Source organism: Nonomuraea sp. B208, assembly GCF_057536035.1.
Map to the genome: position 1 here is coordinate 1 of NZ_BAAJOU010000034.1, position 20,502 is coordinate 20,502.

Annotated in this window: 19 protein-coding genes; 4 read left to right on the top strand and 15 right to left on the bottom strand. The window is 70.6% G+C overall.

Annotated elements, in window-relative coordinates; translation table 11 throughout:
- The 4 genes from AC27IY_RS47200 to AC27IY_RS47215 all read right to left on the bottom strand — a co-directional run.
- Nucleotides 1-201, bottom strand: a 201-nt coding sequence (locus AC27IY_RS47200) for a hypothetical protein (RefSeq protein ID WP_487181916.1), incomplete at its 3' end; no start/stop codon positions are given.
- Nucleotides 202-1,127: 926 nt separating this feature from the next.
- Nucleotides 1,128-2,180 carry a threonine aldolase family protein gene (locus tag AC27IY_RS47205; RefSeq protein WP_487181917.1) on the bottom strand — a complete coding sequence of 351 codons (1,053 nt, stop codon included), beginning with the start codon at nt 2,178-2,180 and terminating at the stop codon, nt 1,128-1,130.
- A 22-nt stretch (nt 2,181-2,202) separates the two neighbouring features.
- Nucleotides 2,203-3,159 carry a D-alanine--D-alanine ligase family protein gene (locus AC27IY_RS47210; protein WP_487181918.1) on the bottom strand — a complete coding sequence of 319 codons (957 nt, stop codon included), beginning with the start codon at nt 3,157-3,159 and terminating at the stop codon, nt 2,203-2,205.
- Between the two features lie 122 nt (nt 3,160-3,281).
- Complete coding sequence (locus tag AC27IY_RS47215; protein ID WP_423477849.1) at nt 3,282-4,610, bottom strand: aminotransferase-like domain-containing protein; 1,329 nt, start codon at nt 4,608-4,610, stop codon at nt 3,282-3,284.
- A 245-nt stretch (nt 4,611-4,855) separates the two neighbouring features.
- Here AC27IY_RS47215 and AC27IY_RS47220 point away from each other — a divergent pair, with 245 nt between their 5' ends.
- Entirely contained in the window at nt 4,856-5,404 is a 549-nt protein-coding gene (locus AC27IY_RS47220; RefSeq protein WP_479724965.1) for a GNAT family N-acetyltransferase, read from the top strand.
- 174 nt (nt 5,405-5,578) lie between these two features.
- On the opposite strand, the gene trxA is transcribed toward AC27IY_RS47220, so the two are convergent.
- The 8 genes from trxA to AC27IY_RS47260 form a co-directional block, all read right to left on the bottom strand.
- Nucleotides 5,579-5,893 (bottom strand): thioredoxin, encoded by a 315-nt coding sequence (gene trxA, locus AC27IY_RS47225; RefSeq protein WP_344209018.1) that lies wholly within the window; start codon nt 5,891-5,893, stop codon nt 5,579-5,581.
- Between the two features lie 10 nt (nt 5,894-5,903).
- A complete protein-coding gene (trxB, locus tag AC27IY_RS47230) occupies nt 5,904-6,836 on the bottom strand; it encodes a thioredoxin-disulfide reductase (RefSeq protein WP_329587878.1) in 933 nt (310 codons plus the stop codon).
- Nucleotides 6,837-7,051: 215 nt separating this feature from the next.
- The gene (locus tag AC27IY_RS47235) at nt 7,052-7,966 is read right to left on the bottom strand and encodes an anti-sigma factor family protein (RefSeq protein WP_364457216.1); all 915 of its coding nucleotides are present in this window, start codon (nt 7,964-7,966) and stop codon (nt 7,052-7,054) included.
- A complete protein-coding gene (gene sigM / locus AC27IY_RS47240) occupies nt 7,956-8,591 on the bottom strand; it encodes an RNA polymerase sigma factor SigM (protein WP_091088316.1) in 636 nt (211 codons plus the stop codon). Before sigM ends, AC27IY_RS47235 begins: the two co-directional genes overlap by 11 nt.
- A 15-nt stretch (nt 8,592-8,606) precedes the next feature.
- Complete coding sequence (locus AC27IY_RS47245) at nt 8,607-10,121, bottom strand: protein kinase family protein (RefSeq protein ID WP_423451617.1); 1,515 nt, start codon at nt 10,119-10,121, stop codon at nt 8,607-8,609.
- A gap of 146 nt (nt 10,122-10,267) precedes the next feature.
- On the bottom strand, nt 10,268-11,875 hold the full coding sequence (gene murJ, locus AC27IY_RS47250; protein WP_487181919.1) for a murein biosynthesis integral membrane protein MurJ: 1,608 nt from the start codon (nt 11,873-11,875) through the stop codon (nt 10,268-10,270).
- Nucleotides 11,876-11,882: 7 nt separating this feature from the next.
- The gene (locus AC27IY_RS47255; protein WP_487181920.1) at nt 11,883-13,988 is read right to left on the bottom strand and encodes a DUF6049 family protein; all 2,106 of its coding nucleotides are present in this window, start codon (nt 13,986-13,988) and stop codon (nt 11,883-11,885) included.
- 50 nt (nt 13,989-14,038) lie between these two features.
- Nucleotides 14,039-14,563, bottom strand: coding sequence for a YbaK/EbsC family protein (locus tag AC27IY_RS47260; protein WP_344209007.1), 525 nt, complete (start codon nt 14,561-14,563; stop codon nt 14,039-14,041).
- Between the two features lie 151 nt (nt 14,564-14,714).
- Here AC27IY_RS47260 and AC27IY_RS47265 point away from each other — a divergent pair, with 151 nt between their 5' ends.
- Complete coding sequence (locus AC27IY_RS47265) at nt 14,715-16,112, top strand: CCA tRNA nucleotidyltransferase (RefSeq protein WP_344209114.1); 1,398 nt, start codon at nt 14,715-14,717, stop codon at nt 16,110-16,112.
- On the opposite strand, the gene AC27IY_RS47270 is transcribed toward AC27IY_RS47265, so the two are convergent.
- Nucleotides 16,095-17,405 carry an MFS transporter gene (locus AC27IY_RS47270; protein WP_344209005.1) on the bottom strand — a complete coding sequence of 437 codons (1,311 nt, stop codon included), beginning with the start codon at nt 17,403-17,405 and terminating at the stop codon, nt 16,095-16,097. The two genes, AC27IY_RS47265 and AC27IY_RS47270, sit on opposite strands and share 18 nt — an antisense overlap.
- A gap of 79 nt (nt 17,406-17,484) precedes the next feature.
- On the opposite strand from AC27IY_RS47270, the gene idi reads away from it, so the two are divergent.
- Nucleotides 17,485-18,069: an isopentenyl-diphosphate Delta-isomerase gene (gene idi, locus AC27IY_RS47275; protein ID WP_487181921.1), complete on the top strand. Its 585-nt coding sequence runs from the start codon at nt 17,485-17,487 to the stop codon at nt 18,067-18,069.
- A gap of 51 nt (nt 18,070-18,120) precedes the next feature.
- On the opposite strand, the gene AC27IY_RS47280 is transcribed toward idi, so the two are convergent.
- Entirely contained in the window at nt 18,121-19,200 is a 1,080-nt protein-coding gene (locus tag AC27IY_RS47280) for an inositol-3-phosphate synthase (RefSeq protein WP_344209003.1), read from the bottom strand.
- Between the two features lie 13 nt (nt 19,201-19,213).
- A complete protein-coding gene (locus AC27IY_RS47285; RefSeq protein WP_091088297.1) occupies nt 19,214-19,798 on the bottom strand; it encodes a PadR family transcriptional regulator in 585 nt (194 codons plus the stop codon).
- A 134-nt stretch (nt 19,799-19,932) separates the two neighbouring features.
- Here AC27IY_RS47285 and AC27IY_RS47290 point away from each other — a divergent pair, with 134 nt between their 5' ends.
- Complete coding sequence (locus tag AC27IY_RS47290; RefSeq protein ID WP_020543057.1) at nt 19,933-20,319, top strand: DUF5318 family protein; 387 nt, start codon at nt 19,933-19,935, stop codon at nt 20,317-20,319.
- The last annotated feature ends 183 nt before the right edge of the window (nt 20,320-20,502 follow it).

The window sequence follows — 20,502 nt, forward strand, 5'->3', positions numbered from 1 at the left end:
GGCGCGGACGGCGCGGACGGCGCGGACGGCGCGGACGGCGCGGACGGCGCGGACGGCGCGGACGGCGCGGACGGCGCGGACGGCGCGGACGGCGCGGACGGCGCGGACGGCGCGGACGGCGCGGACGGCGCGGACGCAAGGGGAGCAAGACGGTGTCAGGCGGTACTGGGCGGCGCCGGACGCCGCAGCGCGGGGGTGCATGCGGTGCGGGTGCCGGGCGGTGCGGCGTCAGGCGAGGCGGGTGCGGCGGGTGCGGCGGGGTCGCGCGATACAGGGCGAGCTGCGAGCGTGAAGGGGGCTGGCTACTTGTGGAGCGACGGGCGTCAGCCCTGGCGCCCGAGACGGTGCCGGGCGGTGTGGTTGCCAGGCGAGGCGGTGCGGCGGCGTGCAGTGCGGTGCGGACGGCGGGCAAGGTGACGCTGCCCCGGGCAATGCGGCCGCGCGACACAGGGCGGACTGCGCGACACAGGGCGAGCCGCGAGCGGGAACGGGGCTGGCCATTCCCGAAATGACCGTCGTCGGCCCCGGTGCCCCCCGCGGTGCCGGGCGGTGTGGTGCCAGCCGAGGCGGTGCGGCGGTGCGGCGGCGCGTGCAGTGCGGTGCGGGCGGCGGGCAAGGTGACGCTGCCCGAGGCAGCGCGGCCCGCGCGATACAGGGCGGGCTGCGGCGGCACAGGGCGAGCGGGGAGTGGGAACGGGGCTGGCCATTTGTGAAACACCGTCGTCAGCCCCCGGCTCCCAAGGCGGTGCAGTGTGGTGCGAGGCGGTGCAGTGCGAGGCGATGCGGTGCGGGTGGTGGCAAGGGACGCTGACTGGGGCAATGCGGCCGCGCGATGCAGGGCGGGCTGTGTGACAGAGGGCGAGCCGCGAGCGGGAACGGGGCTGGCCATTTCTGAGGTGACGGTCGTCAGCCCCGGTGCCCGTGGCGTCGGAAACTGGGGCTGACGGCTCTTCGGGAAGAGGCGGCTGGTTTCACGTGAAACAGTGGCGGGCCGCTCCCACGCTTACGAGGCTTCGGGGGCGCTCGGGACACGGAAGCCGACGCGACACGGAGCGAGGCGCGAGCGAAGCGTGGTTGGTTTCACGTGAAACATGGGCGGGGGTTTGCGGGGACCGGTCGGGTGCGCTTCAGAGGGCGGATGCGGCCTTGTGGAGGTCGGCGAGGAAGTCGTCGATGTGTTCCGGGGTGGTGTCGAAGGCGGTCATCCAACGGACGACGCCGGCCGGCTCGTCCCAGTAGTGGAAGAGGTAGCGGTCCCGGAGGGTTTCGGCGACGGCGTGCGGGAGCTGGGCGAAGACGGCGTTGGATTCGACGGGGTAGGCGAGGGACGTTCCGGGGACGTCCGTGAGGCCGGCGGCCAGGCGGGCGGCCATCTGGTTGGCGTGGTGGGCGTTGCGGTGCCAGAGGTCGTCCGAGAGCAGGGCGGTGAGCTGGGCGGAGATGAAGCGCATCTTGGAGGCGAGCTGAAGGGACTGCCGCCGGAGGAAGGGCACGGCCTCGGCGAGGGACGGATCGAGGACGACCACGGCCTCGGCGGCGAGCGCGCCGTTCTTGGTGCCGCCGAAGCTGAAGACGTCCACGCCGACGTCGGTGGTGATGGCCTTCAGGTCGCAGCCGAGATGGGCGGCGGCGTTCGCCAGCCGGGCGCCGTCCATGTGGAGGCGTAGGCCGGCGGCGTGCGCCGTCTCGGCGAGGGCCGCGATCTCGTCGGGGGAGTAGCACGTGCCGAGCTCCGTCACCTGCGAGATGGAGACGACCGCCGGCTGCGACTCGTGCGGATCGCCGAGGCCGCGCAGGCGGGACTCGATGTCGGCCGGGCGGAGCTTGCCGTGCGAGGTGGGGACCGTCATCAGCTTCACGCCGAGCAGGCGTTCGGCGGCGCCGCCTTCGTGGGTCGCGATGTGCGCACTGTCGGCGCAGATGATGGCGTCGTAGCGGCGGGGGAGGGTGAGGGCGAGGCCCACCATGTTCGCGCCCGCGCCGTTGAGCACCGCGAAGCCCTCCGCCTCCGGGCCGAACACCTCCTTGACCTTCTCCGCGAAGGCGGCGGTCCAGGTGTCGCCGCCGTAGGCGGGGGCGTCTCCCTGGTTCGCCGCCGCCATGGCTTCGAGGATGTCCGGGTGGACGCCCGCGTGGTTGTCGCTGGCAAAGCTCTTGGGGTACATCGGATCGATCAGCACACCGTAAGGCTACGACCCGGGATCAGGCGCGGGCGCGGGCCGCGGCGTTCCGGAGGAGGGCGCGGCAGAGGTCGCCGAGGTCCTGGCCGGCCGCCTCGGCGGCCATCGGGAGCAGCGAGGTCTCCGTCATCCCCGGCGCCACGTTGACCTCCAGGAAGTGCGGGACGTCGTCGGCGTCCACGATGAGGTCGGTACGGGAGATGTCCCGCAGGCCGAGCGCCGTGTGGGCGGTGACGGCCGTCTGGGCGCACGCGGCCGCGGCGGCCGGGGACAGGCGGGCCGGGGCGAAGAACTCGGTGTGCCCGGCGGTGTAGCGGGCCGCGTAGTCGTAGACGCCCTTGTCGGGGACGATCTCGACGGCGGGGAGGGCGATCGGGCCGTCGCCGACGTCCACGACCGAGACGGCGACCTCCACGCCCTCGACGTAGCGCTCGATGAGGGCGGTGTCGCCGTAGGCGAAGCAGCCGACCATCGCGGCGGGCAGCTCCTCGGCGGTGCGGACGATGGAGGCGCCCAGCGCGGAGCCGCCCCGCGCCGGCTTGACGAACAGGGGCAGGCCGAGCCGTTCGATGATCCGGCCGAGCACGACCGTGGCGCCGAGGTCGTGGAAGGTCTCCTTGGGCAGCGTGACCGACTCCGGCGTGCGCAGGCCGACGGAGCGGACGACCGCCTTGGCGGTGGGCTTGTCGAAGGCCACCCGGCAGGCGTCGGGGTCGGCGCCCACGTAGGGGACGTCGAGGAGTTCGAGCACGGAGCGGATGGCGCCGTCCTCGCCGGCGCCGCCGTGCAGGGTGACGAACACCGCGTCCGGAGGGTCGGCGAGGACCGAAGGCACGAGGGAGGCGTCGGTGTCGCGGGTCTCCACGTCGACGCCGGCGGTGCGCAGCACCTCGGTGACCCGGCGGCCCGAGCGCAGGGACACCTCCCGCTCGTAGGAGAGGCCTCCGGCCAGCACCAGCACGTGGCCCAACTCGCTCATCACTTCTCCTCTGCTGACAGAACGCTGTCCGAGCGTACCGGCGTGAGGGGCGAATGGTGTACGTGAGGCGCCCGGCGCGGAGCCCCGTACGGCCCGGCGCGGGTGGCCGGGCCGTTCGGGGGTCAGGCGAGGTCGGGACCGGGAGTGTCGACGCCGTTGTGCTCGCGTACGGAGCCCGTGCCGAACGTGTCGCGCAGCTGCATCTCCTGCTCGATCACCCCGGCGAGCCGGCGCACGCCTTCGCGGATCCGGTCGGGCTCGGGGTAGCAGTAGGACAGGCGCATGTGCCGCGCCCCGCTGCCGTCGGAGAAGAAGCCGGTGCCGGGGACGAACGCCACGCGCTCGGCCACGGCCCGCGGCAGGATGGCCTTCGAGTCGAGCCCCTCGGGAAGGGTGGCCCAGACGAAGAAGCCGCCGCCCGGCCGGGTCCAGGTGACCTCGGGCGGCATTAGCGACTCCAGGGCGTCGAGGAGCGCGTCGCGGCGTTCGCGGTAGAGCTCGCGGAACGTCTTGATCTGCTCCCGCCACGGCTGCGTGGCGAGGTACTGGCCGACCGCGAGCTGCGTGAACGACGAGTGCGACAGCACCGCCGACTCCATGGCGAGCACGAGCTTGTCGCGGATCGCGTGCGGGGCGAGCGCCCAGCCGACCCGGAAGCCCGGGGCCAGCGTCTTGGAGAACGAGCCCAGGTAGACGACCCCGTCGGCGTTGTCGGCCCGCAGCGCGGGCATGGGCTCGCCGTCGAAGCCGAGCAGCCCGTACGGGTTGTCCTCGATGATCAGCACCCCGGCCCGCTGGCAGATGTCGAGCACCTGCTGGCGGCGGGCGATGTTGAGGGTGACGCCGGCCGGGTTCTGGAAGTTGGGGATCGTGTAGAGGAACTTGATGGGCGCGCCGGCGGTCTCCAGCGCGTAGATGGTCTGGGCCAGGGACTCGGGCACGATGCCCTGATCGTCCATGGCGATATGGACCACCTTGGCCTGATAGGCGGAGAAAGTGCCCAGCGCCCCCACGTACGAGGGGCCCTCGGCGAGCACCACGTCGCCCGGGTCGATGAAGATGCGGGTGATCAGGTCGAGCGCCTGCTGCGAACCCACGGTGACGACCACGTCGTCCGCCGCGGCCTGGATCCCCTCAAGGCGCATGACGTCGCAGATCTGCTCGCGCAGATGCGGGTCGCCCTGGCCGGAGCCGTACTGGAGCGCGACAGGGCCGCGCCGGGTGACGAGCTCGGAGACGAGCTCGCCGACCATGTCGAGGGGAAGGGCGGTGACGTACGGCATGCCGCCCGCGAGCGAGACCACCTCGGGCCTCGACGCGACGGCGAAAAGAGCTCGGATCTCGGAGGCGACCATCCCGGTAGCTCGCGCGGCGTAGCGATCGACGTAGGCGTCGATGCGCGACCCTTGGGCCGGCGCGGGTGTCTGACCGTGATCAAGCTCTTCCGTCACGGCCCACCTCCTAGGTGTCATATCGGGCGGAAATACCAGATTACGCCAGCCGGACATGTCGTACGTGACAGGGCTACGCCGTCGTGGTGTCCGCTGACGTTCTCTTCACTGAGCTACGATGCCACCTGTGGACGCGGTTTTCGCGCGCTTTTCCGGGTCAACGATAGGGGCGGTAGTTGTCGCGCCGGCTGGTCAACATAACCCTGGACAATCTTGAAGATCTACCGCGGCGGTGCCGGCGGTGCGTGTTCTGGGAGCTCGACCCGATGAGCGGGGAGCGCGCGGTGGACTCCGGGGATCCGGGGCTGGAGAAGGAGGCCTGGCTCTCCGCCACGCTGCTGGAGTGGGGGAGCTGCGGCAAGATCGCGTACGTCGACGGCGTGCCTGCCGGGTTCGTGCTCTACAGCCCGCCGCTCTACACGCCGCGGTCGGTGGCGTTCCCCACCTCGCCGGTGAGCGCCGATGCGGTGCTGCTGATGACGGCGCACATCATTCCGGAGTTCTCCGGCGGCGGGCTGGGGCGGATGCTCATCCAGGGGATGGCCAAGGACCTGACGCGGCGCGGGGTGAAAGCCATCGAGGCGTTCGGGGATCTCAAGTGGGAGGAGCCCAGTTGCGTGGTTCCTGCCGAATATCTGCTTTCAGTGGGATTTAAGACTGTTCGTCCGCATTTGCGTTTTCCGCGGTTGCGGCTCGAACTGAAGAGCGCCGTGTCGTGGCGGGAGGACGTCGAGGTCGCGCTGGAGCGGCTGCTCGGGTCCATGAGCCCCGAACGGGCCCTGCGCCCAGTGTGACGGCCCGCCGCACGGCGGGGGACCCACGGGAGGTGCCGAGGGAGCACGCGCCCGCTGGGACCCGTTCAGAGGCATCGGGAAGCAGGAGAGCCCCCCGCGTGGTCGCGGGAGGCTCTTTCGCCGGGCGAAGCGCGCCACGAGAGACGGGTCGTCAGGACCGCCGGAGGACGCGGCCTAGATGACGCCGTCGAGCTCGCGCAGCAGCATGGCCTTCGGCTTGGCGCCGATGATCTGCTTGACGACCTCGCCACCCTTGTAGACGTTCATCGTCGGGATCTGGAGCACACCGTACTGGCGCGGAACCTCGGGGTTCTCGTCGATGTTGAGCTTGACGATCTCCAGCTTGTCGCCGTGCTCCTTGGCGATCTCCTCAAGGATGGGCGAGACCTGACGGCACGGGCCGCACCATTCCGCCCAGAAGTCGACGAGCACGGGCTTGTCGCTCTTGAGTACCTCGGCTTCGAACGTGGCGTCGGTGACTGCCTTCACGGTGCGCTCCTTACTTGTCGTTGTCGGCGAGCCAGCGCTCGGAGTCGAGCGAGGCCGCACAGCCGGTGCCGGCCGCGGTGATGGCCTGGCGGTAGGTGTGGTCGACGACGTCACCCGCGGCGAACACGCCGGGGATGTTGGTCGCGGTGCTGGGGGAGGCGACCTTGATGTAGCCGTTCTCGTCCAGGTCGATCTGGCCCTTGACCAGGTCGGTGCGCGGGTCGTGGCCGATCGCGAGGAACAGCGCGTCGGTGGCCAGCTCGCACTCCTCGCCGGTCTTGACGTTGCGCAGCTTCACGGCCTCGACCTTGGTGTCGCCGAGCACGTCGACGACCTCGGAGTCCCAGACGAAGCGGATCTTGTCGTTGCCGAGCGCGCGGTCCTGCATGATCTTGCTGGCCCGCAGCTCGTCACGGCGGTGGACCACGGTGACCATGCGCCCGAACCGGGTGAGGAACGTGGCCTCCTCCATCGCCGTGTCGCCGCCGCCGACGACCACGATGTCCTTGTTGCGGAAGAAGAACCCGTCACAGGTGGCGCACCAGGACACGCCGTGGCCGGACAGGCGCTTCTCGTTCTCGAGGCCGAGCTCGCGGTAGCCGGAGCCCATCGCCAGGATGACGGACTTGGCGTAGTAGGTGTCGGTGTGCGTCTTGACGACCTTGGGCTCGGCCGTGAGGTCCACCTCGACCACGTCGTCCGCGACCAGCTCGGCGCCGAAGCGCTCGGCCTGCTTGCGCAGGTTGTCCATGAGGTCGGGCCCCATGATGCCGTCGGGGAACCCGGGGAAGTTCTCCACGTCGGTGGTGTTCATGAGCGCGCCGCCGGCGGTGACGGAGCCCTCGAAGACCAGGGGCTTGAGCTCGGCGCGCGCGGAGTAGACGGCCGCGGTGTAGCCGGCTGGCCCGGATCCAATGATGATCACGTTACGAACGTCGCTCAACGCTCCACGCCTTCCTCGTCTGCAGTTGCACCGGCGTCAACAGATCCTAGGCCGCCCTGATTCCCCTCCCTACCCGCGACCCGGCCGCAGGCCCGACGAATCGTACGGTGACCTGCGAGGGGACCTCGTTGCGCGTACTTTTCCACAGGTTGTGCACAGGACAAAAAAGGAAGAGCCCGCCGAAGCGGGCTCTTCACGACGCACACGTACGGGAACTACCAGCGCCCGAGGGCCGCCTTACGCAGGTTCTTGCAGTTGAACGGGTCGACGATGTCGATGCGGATCTTCTTGGCCGTCCGGTCCTTCCAGGAGACGACGACGAGCGCCTCCTGCCCGTTGTACTGCCCCTGGTCGGCCGCGAAGGTCTCCAGGCCGTTGCGCTCGCCCACCTTGCCCACGCACTTGGCCGCCTTGGCGGCGGCGTTGTCGCCGCCCAGCGGCTGCTGCGCCTGCGCGAAGCCGAAGAACTGCTCCATCGGCTGGCGGAGGGCGTAGTCGCTGTAGTTGTAGCCGCTGTCGGTCAATTTGTACGCCGGCGCCCGCTCCGGGGTCCTCGCCACGTCGCTGGACGGCAGCGCGACCGGCGCGGAGCCGCCCGACGAGCCGCCCGAGGCGAGCAGGTTGGTCGAGACCACCGCCGTGCCGACCACGGCCGCGGCCGCCGCGGCGGCCACCGCGGGCAGCGCCCACCGCCGCCTCCTGGCCGAGCGCGTCCTGGCGGGGACGATGGTGCCGTCGTCGGAGACCACTCCGAGGCGTACCGGCTCGGGGACGTCCGCCGCGGAGCCGTTGACCGAGCCCACGGGCTCGGGGACCGCGATCGGCCGCTCCCAGGGGGCGTCCCGCATGAGCTCGTCCCAGTCCGGTGGCTCCGCGAGCCCGACGCCGCCGCGCCCGGTCTCGGCCTCGGCCGCCAGGGCCTTGTCGATGCGCAGTGCGACACCCATCGGCATGGCCGGTGTGGGGGTCGCCGCGAGCACCTCGCGAACCGCCGCCAGGTCGGCCAGCAGCTCCCCGCAGGGGTCGCAGACCGCGAGATGCTCGCGGACCTGGCGTGCCTCGGCAGCGTCCAGGAGACCCTCGGCCAGCTCGGCGAGAGTTTCCAGTTCGTAGTGCGTATCACCCGTCACGAAGTTCTGCTCCCTTCGCGGATGAGACGCGATTGAGGTCTGATCGGTTCCGCAGATGCGAAAGAATTGGGGCAAGTTTCGCGCGCCCACGGGCGCACCGGCTCTTCACGGTGCCGCTCGGCACCTCCAGCACCTGAGCTGCGTCTTCGACCGAATAGCCCATCATGTCGACGAGCACCAGGGCCGCGCGCTGGTCGGCGGGCAGCAGTTTCAGAGCGGCCGAAACCTCCATGGAGACCTCGCGCTCCAGGGTCTGGTCCGGCAGCGGCGTCTCGCGCTCGGCGGCCTCGATGAGCTCGTCGTCGGCCACCGGCCGGACGGACTTGCGCCGCATGCGGTCGAGACAGGCGTTGACCACGATGCGGTGCAGCCAGGTGGTGACGGCGGCCTCGCCGCGAAACGTGGCGGCCTTGCGATAGGCGGAGACGAAGGCGTCCTGCACGGCGTCGGCGGCCTCGTCCGGGTCACCGAGCGTGCGCAGGGCGACCGCCCACATGCGGTCGCGGTGCCGTTTGACGATCTCGCTGAAGGCGTGAGGATCCCCGTTGATGTGCGCGGTCAGCAGGTCGGCGTCCGTGACCGCAGGCCGATCCGCTGCTGAAGGTGTCTCGGGTGGGGAGTTCACAAGAGAGTTTCCTGATTATGCCGATCCGGGAGAGTGCACCACTACTTCATAGATGGTGCCATGAAACTTGCCCGCATCTGCCGGAAGACGGGTAAACCAGATCAAAACGTACTGTCCGGTTGCGGGTTGATCGGGCTTCAACGTGGTCTTGCCCGAGGCGTCCTTCGCCGTCGCGACCGTCTTCAGCGAGCCGAGCTCGGGGGCGTCGCCCACCTTCAGCTCGACGTTCGCGCCCGAGGTGCTGCCCAGCGTCGCCACCACGTCACTGACCTGCACGGACTTGCCCATGTCGAGCAGCAGGCCGACGCCCTTCTTGAGGTTGCCGAGCTCGGCGGTGGCGTAGCCCTGGGTCTCCCAGTACGTGCTGGGCTTGCCGTCGATCGCGAGGCCGGCCTTGTCCGACTTCTCGTCGCCGTCGTCGCCGAGCGGGTCGAAGCCCTTGGCCTTGGCCGGCTTGACCGTCTGCGTGGGCGTGGAGGAGGTGGAGCCGGTGGCGCTCGGCGTGGCCGTCTGAGCTTCGGGCTCGGTGCCGCTGCCGAGGCTGCGGCCGATCGTCCACGCGCCCACGCCGACCGCGGCGATGACCAGCAGCACCACGATCGTCATGAGCACCCGGTTGAGCGTGCTGCCGCCGCCCTGCGGCCGCCGCGGCGCGGGAGGCAGCGGCGCGACCGTGGTCTGGTTGCGGTGGCCCACGTCGAGGCCCTCGGAGTGCGAGGCGGAGGCCACCGCGGGCGTGCTCGGGTAGGAGATCGGGATCGGCATCGGGCGGGCCACGTCGGCCAGCGCCTCAGTGATCTCCGCCGGGCTGGACAGCGCGCCCTGGCCCTTGCGCGACTCGGGCAGGCAGGCCCGCACCGTGACGGTGTCGAGGTAGCCGGGCACGCCCGCGGTGACCTGGCGCGGCGTGCAGAAGTGGCCGTCCATCATGGGGGCGGCGGGCAGGCCGCCCTCCTCCTCGTCGCCCGGCCAGTGGCCGGTCAGGCCCGCGTACAGCAGCCGGCCGAGGCCCTCGGCGTCGTCGAGCGCCGGCTGGTCGGTGGTCAGGCCGTACATCGCGGCGTCGACGGCCACGCCGAGCACCTTGACGGTGTTGCCGGTCGTCCACACCAGGTGGGCCGGGCGCAGGCACAGGTGGTAGAGGCGGGCCTCGTGGGCGTGGGCCAGGGCCTCGGCGGCCTCGGCCACCAGCCCGGCCGCCCGCTCGGGCTCCAGCGGCCCGTTGGCCAGCAGGTCGGTCAGCGTCTCACCGGTGACCCACTCGCTGACGACGTAGGCGTGCTTGTCGTCCTCGGCGGCGTCGAAGACCTGCGTCAGGCGCGGGTCGGTGAGCCGGCTCGCCGCGCGGGCGGCCGTCACGACCTCGTGCACGCGCGGGAAGTCGGGCGCGAACGTGTGCACGGCCACCGGCCGCGCGAGGATCTCGTCGATGGCCTTCCACAGCGTCGCGCCGTCGGACTCGCTGACGCGGTCCTCAAGCCGGAAGCGCTCGGCGAGGCGGGTGCCGGGGGCGACGGCCGACGTGCTCACAGGCTCACTCCGCTAGGCCGATCGGACATGGTTGGACTCGCCCGCGTGGTGGTGTCCCACGAAGGCACGCTATGCCGGGTGGATCCGCCCACGCCCCTCCTGCTTCCATTCGCGCGTGTCGGGCTCCATCGTAGTGCCGAGTTTCTTTACCGACCTACCCGTCGCGCGACCATCCCAACGATCGAGTTGACCTCCGGTATGCGCATTCTGTGAGCCACACCGAGGTAGAGCACCAGACCGAGCCCGCCGCCGACCGCCAGGACGATGAGCGAACTGACGAAACGCAGCCCGCCGAACGCCTGCGTGACCCCCCAGACGGCGGCCAGGGCCAGCACGGCGGTGGGCAGCGAGGCGAGGTACATCCGGGTCATCGCCATGCCGACCGTCCATCCGTCGAGTCCGCCCACCCGGCGGCTGGCCAGCATCCAGGCGAGCAGCGCGCCCAGCCCGTACGCGATCGCGTACGCCAGCGCCAGCCCCATGACCGCGTACTCGGGCGGCAGCAGCAGGTAGAACACCACCATCAGCCCCGCGTTGACCGCGGTCGTCCCGGCACCGACGTAGACCGGCGTCCGCGTGTCGCCGAAGCTGTAGAAGACCCGCAGCAGCAGCTGGAAGACCGCGAACGGCACCAGCGCCAGCCCGTACACCTGCAGCACGTTGCCGATGTAGACGGCGTCGGCCACGCTGTTGGCGCCGTGGCTGTAAAGGGGCACGGTGATCGCCGGCCCCAGCACCATGAGCAGCAGCGACACCGGCACCATCAGCGCGCAGATGAGCCGCACGCTGGAGCCGAACTCCTCGCGCACGTCGGCGAGCCGGCCCTCGCCGACCGCCCGGCTCATGCGCGGCAGCATGGCCGTGATGACCGAGACGCCGACGACGCCGTACGGGAGCTGGAAGAGCTGGAAGGCCAGCGTGTAGGGGCTGATGCCGTGGCCGGGCACCTCGGCGCCCGCCGCGGACGACAGGTTGGTGGTCAGCAGGAAGCCGAGCTGGGTGACGATGACGTAGCCGATCGTCCAGACGCCGGCCTTGCCCATCTCGCCCAGGCGGGCGTTGCGCAGGTCGAAGCGGGGCACGAAGGAGAACCCGGCCCGGCGCAGCGCGACGATCAGCACGGCCGCCTGGGCCACGATGCCGGCCGTGGTGCCGAGCCCGAGCAGCGCCAGGTCGGCGGTGGTGACCGCGTCGATGTTGTCGCGCGCCTGGCTGACCAGCGCGTACGTGACGAACACGCAGATCACGACCAGGTTGTTGATCACCGGCGCCCACATCGGGGCGCCGAAGCGATCACGGGTGTTGAGTATCGCGCCCGCGACCGCGCCGATGCCGAAGAAGGCGAGCTGCGGCAGGATGAACCGGGCCAGCATCACGCCGACCTCGTATTTCCTGCTGCCCGGCGCCCAGTCGGTGTAGAGGTCGATGAGCAGCGGCGCGGCGAGCACGGCCAGCACCGCGACGACGGTCAGCGCCATCGTCGCGACGGTCAGCAGCCGCTGCTCGTAGGCCCGGCCGCCGTCAGGGTCCTGCTGCTGCGCCCGCACGATCATCGGCACCACGACGCTGCTCAGGACGCCCAGCAGCAGCAGGTCGAGGATGCTGTACGGGATCGCGTACGCCGCGTTGTAGGAGTCGCCCAGTGCCGCCGTGCCGATGGCGTAGGCGAGCACCATGGTGCGTACGAACCCGGTGACCCGGGACACCATCGTCCCGGCCGCCATCAGGGCGCTGGCCCGCAGCATGCGGCTCATTCGGTCTTCACTCTCCCGTTTTCCTGGCGGACGCCGCGCGCCTGCGCTCCGCCCTGCGCCGCACCACCCGCGTGACCACGGCCGCCAGCATGACGGTGAGCCCCGCGCCCACGATCACCGAGGCGATGCCGGTGTAGCCGGTGGTGCGGATGGTGAGGCGTTGCGGCTTGCCGTAGGCCTTGCCGTCGGCGGTCCTGAGCTGAACGGTCACCGTGGCGTCGCCGCTGGTGCCCGGCGTGGCGTTCATCGGCACCTGGACCGTGCCGCTCTGCCCGGCGCCGATGGACAGGGGCTCGTCCTGCTGGAAGGTGACCTGCAGCAGTTTCTGGTCGTCGGACCGCACGTCGACGTAGAGCCTGATCTCGGCGCCGCTGGCGTTCTTGACGCTGATGGGGACGAAGCCGTTGTTGCCCGCCAGGGTGCGCGGCCGGTCGGGCCCCGCGCCGGTGATCTGGACGCGGTCCACGCGCTCGGTCACGGCCTTGCTCACCGCGTTGGTCACCGAGCGGCCCATGCGGGTGCTGTTGCGCCAGGCCGAGGAGGCGGTGCGCAGCACCGCGGCGTCGAACACGGACTGCGTGCGCGTGGCCGTGATCAGGGCGGTGAGCTGGGCCCGCTCCGCGGTCTCCTTCACCGGCGCCAGGTATTTGCCGCTCAGCTCCTCGCGGCGGTTCTGGTCGGTGTAGGTCAGGCCGGCGCGCGGGACGGACGCCTTGCCCGGCTTGATCGTCTCCAGCGTGGTGAGCTGCAGCCAGGGCAGCCGGCCCGCGGTCTTGAGCAGGCCGGTGACGAGCGCGGGGTTGGGGTCCCAGCGCCGCGACGGGGCGACGACCAGCGACCTCGGCAGGGTCTGGCCGGGCTCGGCGGCGATCATCGCGGTCTCGGCGATGAACCGCTGCGTGCTGAGCAGCAGGGACGTGCTGGTCTCCGGCTCGAACAGGCGGCTCAGCCCGGGGTCGGCGACCAGTGCGGTCACCGGGCCCTGGACCGAGTCGAGGGTCGAGGCGGCGTCGGGCGTGACCGTGAGCGGCTGCGCCGGCGGCAGGTTGGCGGCGTCGAGCAGGACCTTGTCCACCTTGTCGTCGCTGACCGAGAGCAGGTCGAGCGCGTCGGGGTCGAGCAGGCCGCCGGCGGGCCAGTTGATCGTCGTCTTGACGTCGCGGCCGAGCAGTTCCTTGGCCTTCTTGCCGCCGAGCGCGATCGCCCGGTTGGGCTGGTCGTCGAGGCCCTGGTGGGTGAGCGCGGTGAGGTCGGGGTCGGCGTACGGGACCGCCACGACGGGCGCGGCGGCGAGGGCGGTGCGCAACTCCTGCAGCCACTGACCGGCCGCGGGGTTGGCGGGCCGGCTCTGCTCGCCGTCCTTGGTCTTGACCTTGTAGCCCTTGACCATGGTGTTGAGGTCGTCGAGCAGCGAGGGGTCGACGAACCACGTCACGTTGCTGGGCGCGGACTGGGCGATGCGGAGCAGGTCGGCGAGGCGGCCCTTGCCGGCGATGGCCTGGCTCAGCTTGTCGTCGACGAACACGGGGTCGTCGGTGGCCCGGTGGGGCTGGTCGATGACCGGCAGGGCGACGGCGAGCCTGGTGCGCGGCAGCTTCTGCGGGGTCGGCGGCGCGTACGTGAGGAAGGTGCGCTCGGCCTGGAGCGGCACGCGGTATTGCGCCACGTCCACGGCGATCTTGTAGACGCCGAACTCGCGCAGGCCGAGCTGCACCGGCGTGGCCTGGATCTCCCAGCGGACGGTGCCGCCGGCGGCGAGCGGCTGCAGGTCCATGTAGGAGTTGCGGGTGGAGACGTTGACCGGCAGCGTCGCGGTGGACTGGTCGCTCATGTAGGCGTCCATGGCGGCCCGGTCGGGCAGCTTCTGGGCGTCGTAGCGCAGGCGCACCTGGAGGCCGGCCATGTCGGCGCCGGTGTCGTTGCGCACCGTGCCGCTGATCTTGATGACGTCGGTCGGGGAGCGCGGCACCGCGGGCGTGATGGCGGTGATGGCGACGGAGAGGGTCTGCCTGCTGGTCTGAGCGCTCGTGGCAGCCGTGCTCGGCGCCGCCGCCAGGGTGGGGGCGAGCAACGCGGCGGACAGCACGGCGAGCAGCGCGGTCTTACGGATCACGCGGCTGCCCGGGCTGGAGTACGACGACGCACGCCCGCAATGGTACGGGTTCAGTGCCGCCGCGTGACCGCCGCACGTGATCCTCTTGGCCGTGCCAGGCGGAGGTCGACCGTCTTGCCTGGCAGGAGAGTCAGCAGGTCGAGCGCACGAATGCGGAGGGCCGTGTGACGCTCGCCGGTGGCCGTGAAGATCGGCCCCGCGGCGGCGCTCAACCGGTCGTCGACGAGCAGCGGCAGGGACGCCGGCAGCAGCAGCGGGCAGACCAGGCCGTGCGCGTAGTCGGTGGCGGAGTTGACGACGTGGGCCGGCGCGGGTCGCACCCGGCGCGCGCCGAGCAGGCCGCCCACGGCTCCGGGACGCGGACCGGCGGACACCGGGGCGACGACGGCCACGACGGCCTCGCCGCCGACCCTGGTGGCCACCTCGAACACCGTGACCGTCAGGCATCGGCCGGGGGCCGCGGAGAGCGCCCCGGGAAGCTCTTCCGCGCGAGCCAAGGGGCGCGGAAGGCGTACGATCTCATGATGGACCTGGTGGGCGAGGAGCCAGCGGTGGATCGCGAGGGCGTCCTTCATGTAGACCTCCTAGCCTCGTTGCCATGGCCCCCGACGGTCCCTTGACCGACGGTAACCCGGACCTCATGTGGCTCGGGGGATATGTTCCGGATGACGAAGGACCGACCCGGTTGTGGTGGATGCAACTTTGACCGAAGGCCAGCGGCGGGCGATGACCGACCTGTTCCGCAAGATCGCCCCGGTGGCCGACGAGCTCGGCCGCCTGTTCGCCGCGCAAGGGCACGAGCTGGCCCTGGTGGGCGGCCCGGTGCGCGACATCCTGCTCGGCCGGGTCGGCAACGACCTCGACCTCACCACCGACGCGCGCCCCGAGCGGGTGCTGGAGATCGTCCGTGACTGGGCCGACTCGGTGTGGACGATCGGCATCGACTTCGGCACCGTCGGGCTGCGCAAGGGCAGCTGGCTGATCGAGATCACCACCTACCGCAGCGAGTCGTACGACCCGAAGTCGCGCAAGCCCGAGGTCATGTACGGCGAGACGCTGCAGGCCGACCTGGAGCGGCGCGACTTCGCGGTCAACGCGATGGCCGTGCGCCTGCCCGGGCACGAGTTCGTCGACCCCTACGGCGGGCTCGACGACCTGGCCGCGAAGGTGATGCGCACGCCCGGCCCGCCCGAGCGCTCGTTCGGCGACGACCCGCTGCGGATGCTGCGCGCGGCCAGGTTCGCCTCGCAGCTCGGCTTCGCCGTCGATCCCGCCGCGCTGGCGGCGATGACCGCGATGGCCGAGCGGATCGAGATCGTCTCCGCCGAGCGCATCCGCGACGAGCTGGACAAGCTGATCTGCGGCGCCAACCCCCGCGAGGGGCTGCGGCTGCTGGTCGAGACCGGCCTCGCCGCCCACGTGCTGCCCGAGCTGCCGAAGCTCCGCCTGGAGATCGACGAGCACCACCGGCACAAGGACGTCTACGAGCACACGCTGACCGTGCTCGACCAGGCCATCGCCCAGGAGGAGGACGGCAAGGCCGACCGCATCCTGCGCTGGGCGGCGCTCATGCACGACGTCGGCAAGCCCAAGACGCGCCGGCACGAGGCGGGCGGCCGGGTGTCGTTCCACCACCACGAGGTGGTCGGCGCCCAGCTCACCAAGAAACGCATGAGCGAGCTGAAGTTCCCCAAGGACGTCGTGGCCGACGTCTCCCGGCTGGTCGAGCTGCACCTGCGCTTCCACGGCTACGGCACCGGCGAGTGGACCGACAGCGCGGTGCGCCGCTACGTCCGCGACGCCGGTCACCTGCTCTCCCGGCTGCACAAGCTGACCAGGGCCGACTGCACCACGCGCAACAAGCGCAAGGCGGCCGCGCTCTCGCGCACCTACGACCACCTGGAGGAGCGCATCGAGCGGCTGGCCGAGGAGGAGGAGCTGGCCAAGATCCGGCCCGAGCTCGACGGCAACGAGATCCAGCGGGTGCTGGGCGTGGGCCCGGGGCCGGTCGTGGGCAGGGCCTACAAGTTCCTGCTCGACCTCAGGCTCGACAAGGGCGTGATCGGCAAGGAGGCCGCGACCGAGGCGCTGCTGGAGTGGTCGCGGTCAGCCGAGCTCGGCTGACGGCGGTTCGGTCAGCCGCTGACGTGAGCGCGCGGCGATCGCCCGGTAGGCGAGCGCCGCGAGCGGATAGCCCACCGACATGATCGCCACCGCGAGGTACGACTTGCCGTCGGCCGGCAGGATGGCCGCCGACAGGGCCGCGGCGAGCACGTACATCCCGTTGAAGAGCATGTCGTAGATGGAGAACGCGCGGCCTCGGTAGATGTCCTCGACGTCGCGCTGCACGGTGGTGTCGGCGCAGATCTTGACGCTCTGCCCGGCCACCCCCAGCACGAACCCGGCGGCGGCGAGCCCCCACTCCTGGAACGGCAGCACCAGCACCGCGGTGAGCACGCCGGCCGCGGTCAGCGCGATCGGCACCCAGCGCTCGATGGTGAACCGCTCGGTCGCGTAGGGGGTGATGAGCACCGCCACGAAGTAGCCGACGCCGGAGGTGGCCACGACCAGGCCGATGCCCTTGAGCGCGGCGTCGGGGTCGCCGTCGGTGAAGTAGTAGCGGTAGAGGATGATGCCGAGGGCGGTCGCGATGCCGTAGAAGAAGCGGTGGGCGGCCATCGCGCCCAGGGTGCCGGCCGCGATCCGGTGACTCAGCAGATGGCGCGTGCCGTCGGCCAGGCCGACCACCACGTTGCGCAGCGCCTCGCGGGCCTGCGGCCGGTCGGGGTCGGGCCAGGGGCCGAGCAGCATGCGGTCCATGCGGCGGGCGATCAGCGAGCTCAGCGCGAACACCACTCCGGAGGCGACCAGCAGCACCGCCACGCCGGAGTCGTCGCCGCCGACCAGCGCGCGCAGCAGGAAGCCGACGCCCACGCCGACGAACGTGACCACCGTGCCCGAGGTCGGCACGACGGCGTTGGCCGACAGCAGCCGCTCGGTCGGCACGACGTGGGGGAGCGAGGCGCCGAGCGCGGCCAGGAAGAACCGGTTGACCGCCAGCACGGCCAGCGCCGCCGCGTAGAAGGCGGGGTCGGGGGCGTCCGCGGCGACCAGCCAGGCGGCCACCAGCAGCAGCGCGCCGCGCGCCACGGGCGCGAGCACCAGGACCTGCCGCCGCGGCCACCGGTCGATGAACACGCCGACGAACGGCCCGAGGATGCTGTAGGGGAGCAGCAGCACCGCGAGCCCCGCCGCCACCTGCAACGCGGTGGTCTTGCTCTCGGGGCTGAAGAAGGCGAACCCGGTCACCGCGAACTGGAAGATCCCGTCGGAGAACTGGGAGACCAGCCGCGTGCCGAACAGGTGCCTGAAGTCTCTGCCCCGGAGGACCACGCGGAGATCGGCGACGAAGGACACGCCGTCAGCCTAGCCAAGCCCGCGCCGGTCCCGGTGCGGAGGTTCCTCGCGGTGGCCGTCATTGCGTACGCTTCGAAGCGTGACGATCGAGGAACACGTTGTGCTGGTAGACCGTGACGGACGCGCGCTCGGCACCGCGCCCAAGACGTCGGTGCACGGCCCGGAGACCCCGCTTCACCTGGCGTTCTCCAGTTATGTCTTCGACGGCGAAGGCCGGGTGCTGCTCACCAGGCGGGCCGACCACAAGGTCACCTGGCCGGGGGTGTGGACCAACAGCTGCTGCGGCCATCCGCTGCCGGGCGAGGCACTCGGCCGGGCGGTGGTGCGGCGGCTGGCGTACGAGCTGGGGCTGCGCTCCGAGGGCGCCGACCTCATGCTGCCCGGCTTCTCCTACCGTGCCGTCATGGCCAACGGCATCGTCGAGCACGAGCTCTGCCCGGTCTACCGGGTGGTCGTCGAGGGGCCGGCGGAGCCCAACCCGGAGGAGGTGGGGGAGACGATGTGGATGCCGTGGAAGGAGTTCGCCGAGGGGGCCCAGAACGGCCTGCTGGCGCTCTCGCCGTGGTGCCGCGAGCAGGTGCCGCTGCTCGCCGAGCTCGGCTGCGACCCGTTGACCTGGGAGCCGGCCTCCGCCGCCGAGCTGCCGCCGGCCGCCCGGGTCTGAAGGCGCGAACGGCGCCGCGCCCCACCAGGGACGCGGCGCCGTTCTCCGGGGTCAGCGCTCGACCTCGCCCCGGATGAACTTCTCGACGTACTCGCGGGCCTCGTCGTCGGAGAACTGCTTCGGCGGCGACTTCATGAAGTAGGAGGAAGCCGACAGGATCGGCCCGCCGACGCCCCGGTCGAGGGCGATCTTGGCGGCGCGCACGGCGTCGATGATGATGCCGGCCGAGTTCGGCGAGTCCCAGACCTCCAGCTTGTACTCCAGGTTGAGCGGCGTGTCGCCGAAGGAGCGCCCCTCCAGCCGCACGTACGCCCACTTGCGGTCGTCCAGCCACGGCACGTGGTCCGACGGCCCGATGTGCACGTCGGCCTTGCCCATCTCGTGGGGGATCTGCGAGGTGACCGACTGCGTCTTGGAGATCTTCTTCGACTGGAGGCGGGTGCGCTCCAGCATGTTCATGAAGTCCATGTTGCCGCCGAAGTTGAGCTGGTAGGTGCGCAGCAGCTCCACCCCGCGGTCCTCGAACAGCTTGGCCAGCACGCGGTGCGTGATGGTGGCGCCGACCTGCGACTTGATGTCGTCGCCGACGATCGGCACGCCCGCCTCGGTGAACTTCTCGGCCCACTCGGGGTCGGAGGCGATGAAGACCGGCAGCGCGTTGACGAAGGCGACCTTGGCGTCGATCGCGCACTGCGCGTAGAAGCGGTCGGCCTCCTCCGAGCCCACCGGCAGGTAGGACACCAGGACGTCGACCTGGTTGTCGCGGAGCACCTGGACCACGTCGACCGGAGCCTCGTCGGACTCCTCGATGATCTCCCGGTAGTACTCGCCGAGGCCGTCGAAGGTGTGACCGCGCTGGACCGTCACCCCCAGGGGCGGCACGTCACAGATCTTGATCGTGTTGTTCTCGCTGGCGACGATCGCCTCGGAGAGGTCGCGGCCGACCTTCTTGGCGTCCACGTCGAACGCCGCGACGAACTCGACGTCGCCGACGTGGTAGTCGCCGAACTTCACGTGCATCAGGCCAGGAACCCGTGTGTCCGGGTCGGCGTCCTTGTAATAGTGAACGCCCTGGACCAGCGACGACGCGCAGTTGCCGACACCGACAATGGCCACGCGGACCGAACCCATCGCACTCGCTCCCTTACTCATCAGTTGACGTGGTATCCCTCTCGGGCCCCTCAGAGGCCCGACGCTCCGTTGCGATCAGCTCGTTGAGCCAGCGCACCTCGCGCTCGACCGACTCGAGCCCATGACGCTGCAGTTCGAGCGTGTAACTGTCGAGACGCTCCCTGGTGCGCGCCAGCGCGGTCCGCACCGCGTCGAGCCGCTCCTCAAGCCGGCTACGGCGGCCTTCGAGAATGCGCAGCCGCACCTCGGCCTCGGTGTGCCGGAAGAACGCGAAGTGCACACCGAAGCTCTCGTCCTCCCATGCGGAGGGCCCGGCCTGCGTCAGCAGCTCCTGCAGCCGTTCCTTGCCCTCGGCGGTCAGCCTGTAAACGATCTTTGAACGGCCGCCGACGATCGCGGTGGGAGCCGGCTGCTCCTCCGTGATGAGGCCGCGCGCCAGGAGCGATCGCAGACAGGGATACAGAGAGCCATAGGAGAACGCGCGGAACATGCCCAGCAGGGCATTGAGGCGTTTGCGCAGCTCATAGCCGTGGAGTGGCGTCTCGTGCAGCGACCCGAGCACGGCCAGTTCCAGGACCCTGCCCTGTCCGCCGGCCATGGGAACCGCCCTCCTCTCGCGTCGATGTATCGAGCCGATACATCCCCAGGATACGTCGCTCCGCTATATCGCGGCAATCTATGGATTTTTCAAGGCGTTGGGATGATCGGCTGAAACGCCGTAGTCTGGCGCTCATGTGGTCACAGCGAAGGGTGGTGGATTACGGCCTCGCGAAAAGGGCGGTCGTCCGCTCCCTGCGTTCCGGGCGTACTTCGCGCGGTGACGTCTGTGACGCACAGCCGTACCTCCTTCGCGCGGCACGCCACTTCGGCGAGCCGACCGAACGTCTCTGCCCGGTGTGCGAGAGGGAGAACGTCACCCACGTGACCTATGTCTATGGCGATTCGCTCGGCTCACATGCCGGACAGGCAAAGGCCGCTTCGGAGCTCGCCGCCATGGCACATGATTACGATGAGTTCCGGGTGTACGTCGTCGAGGTCTGTCAGGGTTGTTCCTGGAACCACCTGACGGTTTCGTACGTCCTCGGGAACGGACCGCCTGAGCCCGCAGGCCAGGCGTGACGAGACACCACCGAGGGCGCCGAGGAACCTCACGCCCAACCGCCGCTTTTGTTTCCGACGACAGTGCGAGGACGTGTGAGTAACAGCATGAATGAAGGAACGGCCCGCCCGGGGAGGCGTCGTCGCTCCACTTCATCCCGTTCTGTGCCCCAAGGTTCTCCACCTCAAACCGGCGAATCTTCC

Bases quoted from the DNA above. Each gene is read 5' to 3' on its own strand.
- AC27IY_RS47285 (WP_091088297.1), bottom strand. From the start codon at position 19,798: ATGGCCGGCGGACAGGGCAGGGTCCTGGAACTGGCCGTGCTCGGGTCG.
- AC27IY_RS47265 (WP_344209114.1), top strand. From the start codon at position 14,715: ATGACCGACCTGTTCCGCAAGATCGCCCCGGTGGCCGACGAGCTCGGC.
- AC27IY_RS47260 (WP_344209007.1), bottom strand. From the start codon at position 14,563: ATGAAGGACGCCCTCGCGATCCACCGCTGGCTCCTCGCCCACCAGGTC.
- murJ (WP_487181919.1), bottom strand. From the start codon at position 11,875: ATGAGCCGCATGCTGCGGGCCAGCGCCCTGATGGCGGCCGGGACGATG.
- AC27IY_RS47280 (WP_344209003.1), bottom strand. From the start codon at position 19,200: ATGGGTTCGGTCCGCGTGGCCATTGTCGGTGTCGGCAACTGCGCGTCG.
- AC27IY_RS47290 (WP_020543057.1), top strand. From the start codon at position 19,933: ATGTGGTCACAGCGAAGGGTGGTGGATTACGGCCTCGCGAAAAGGGCG.
- AC27IY_RS47210 (WP_487181918.1), bottom strand. From the start codon at position 3,159: ATGAGCGAGTTGGGCCACGTGCTGGTGCTGGCCGGAGGCCTCTCCTAC.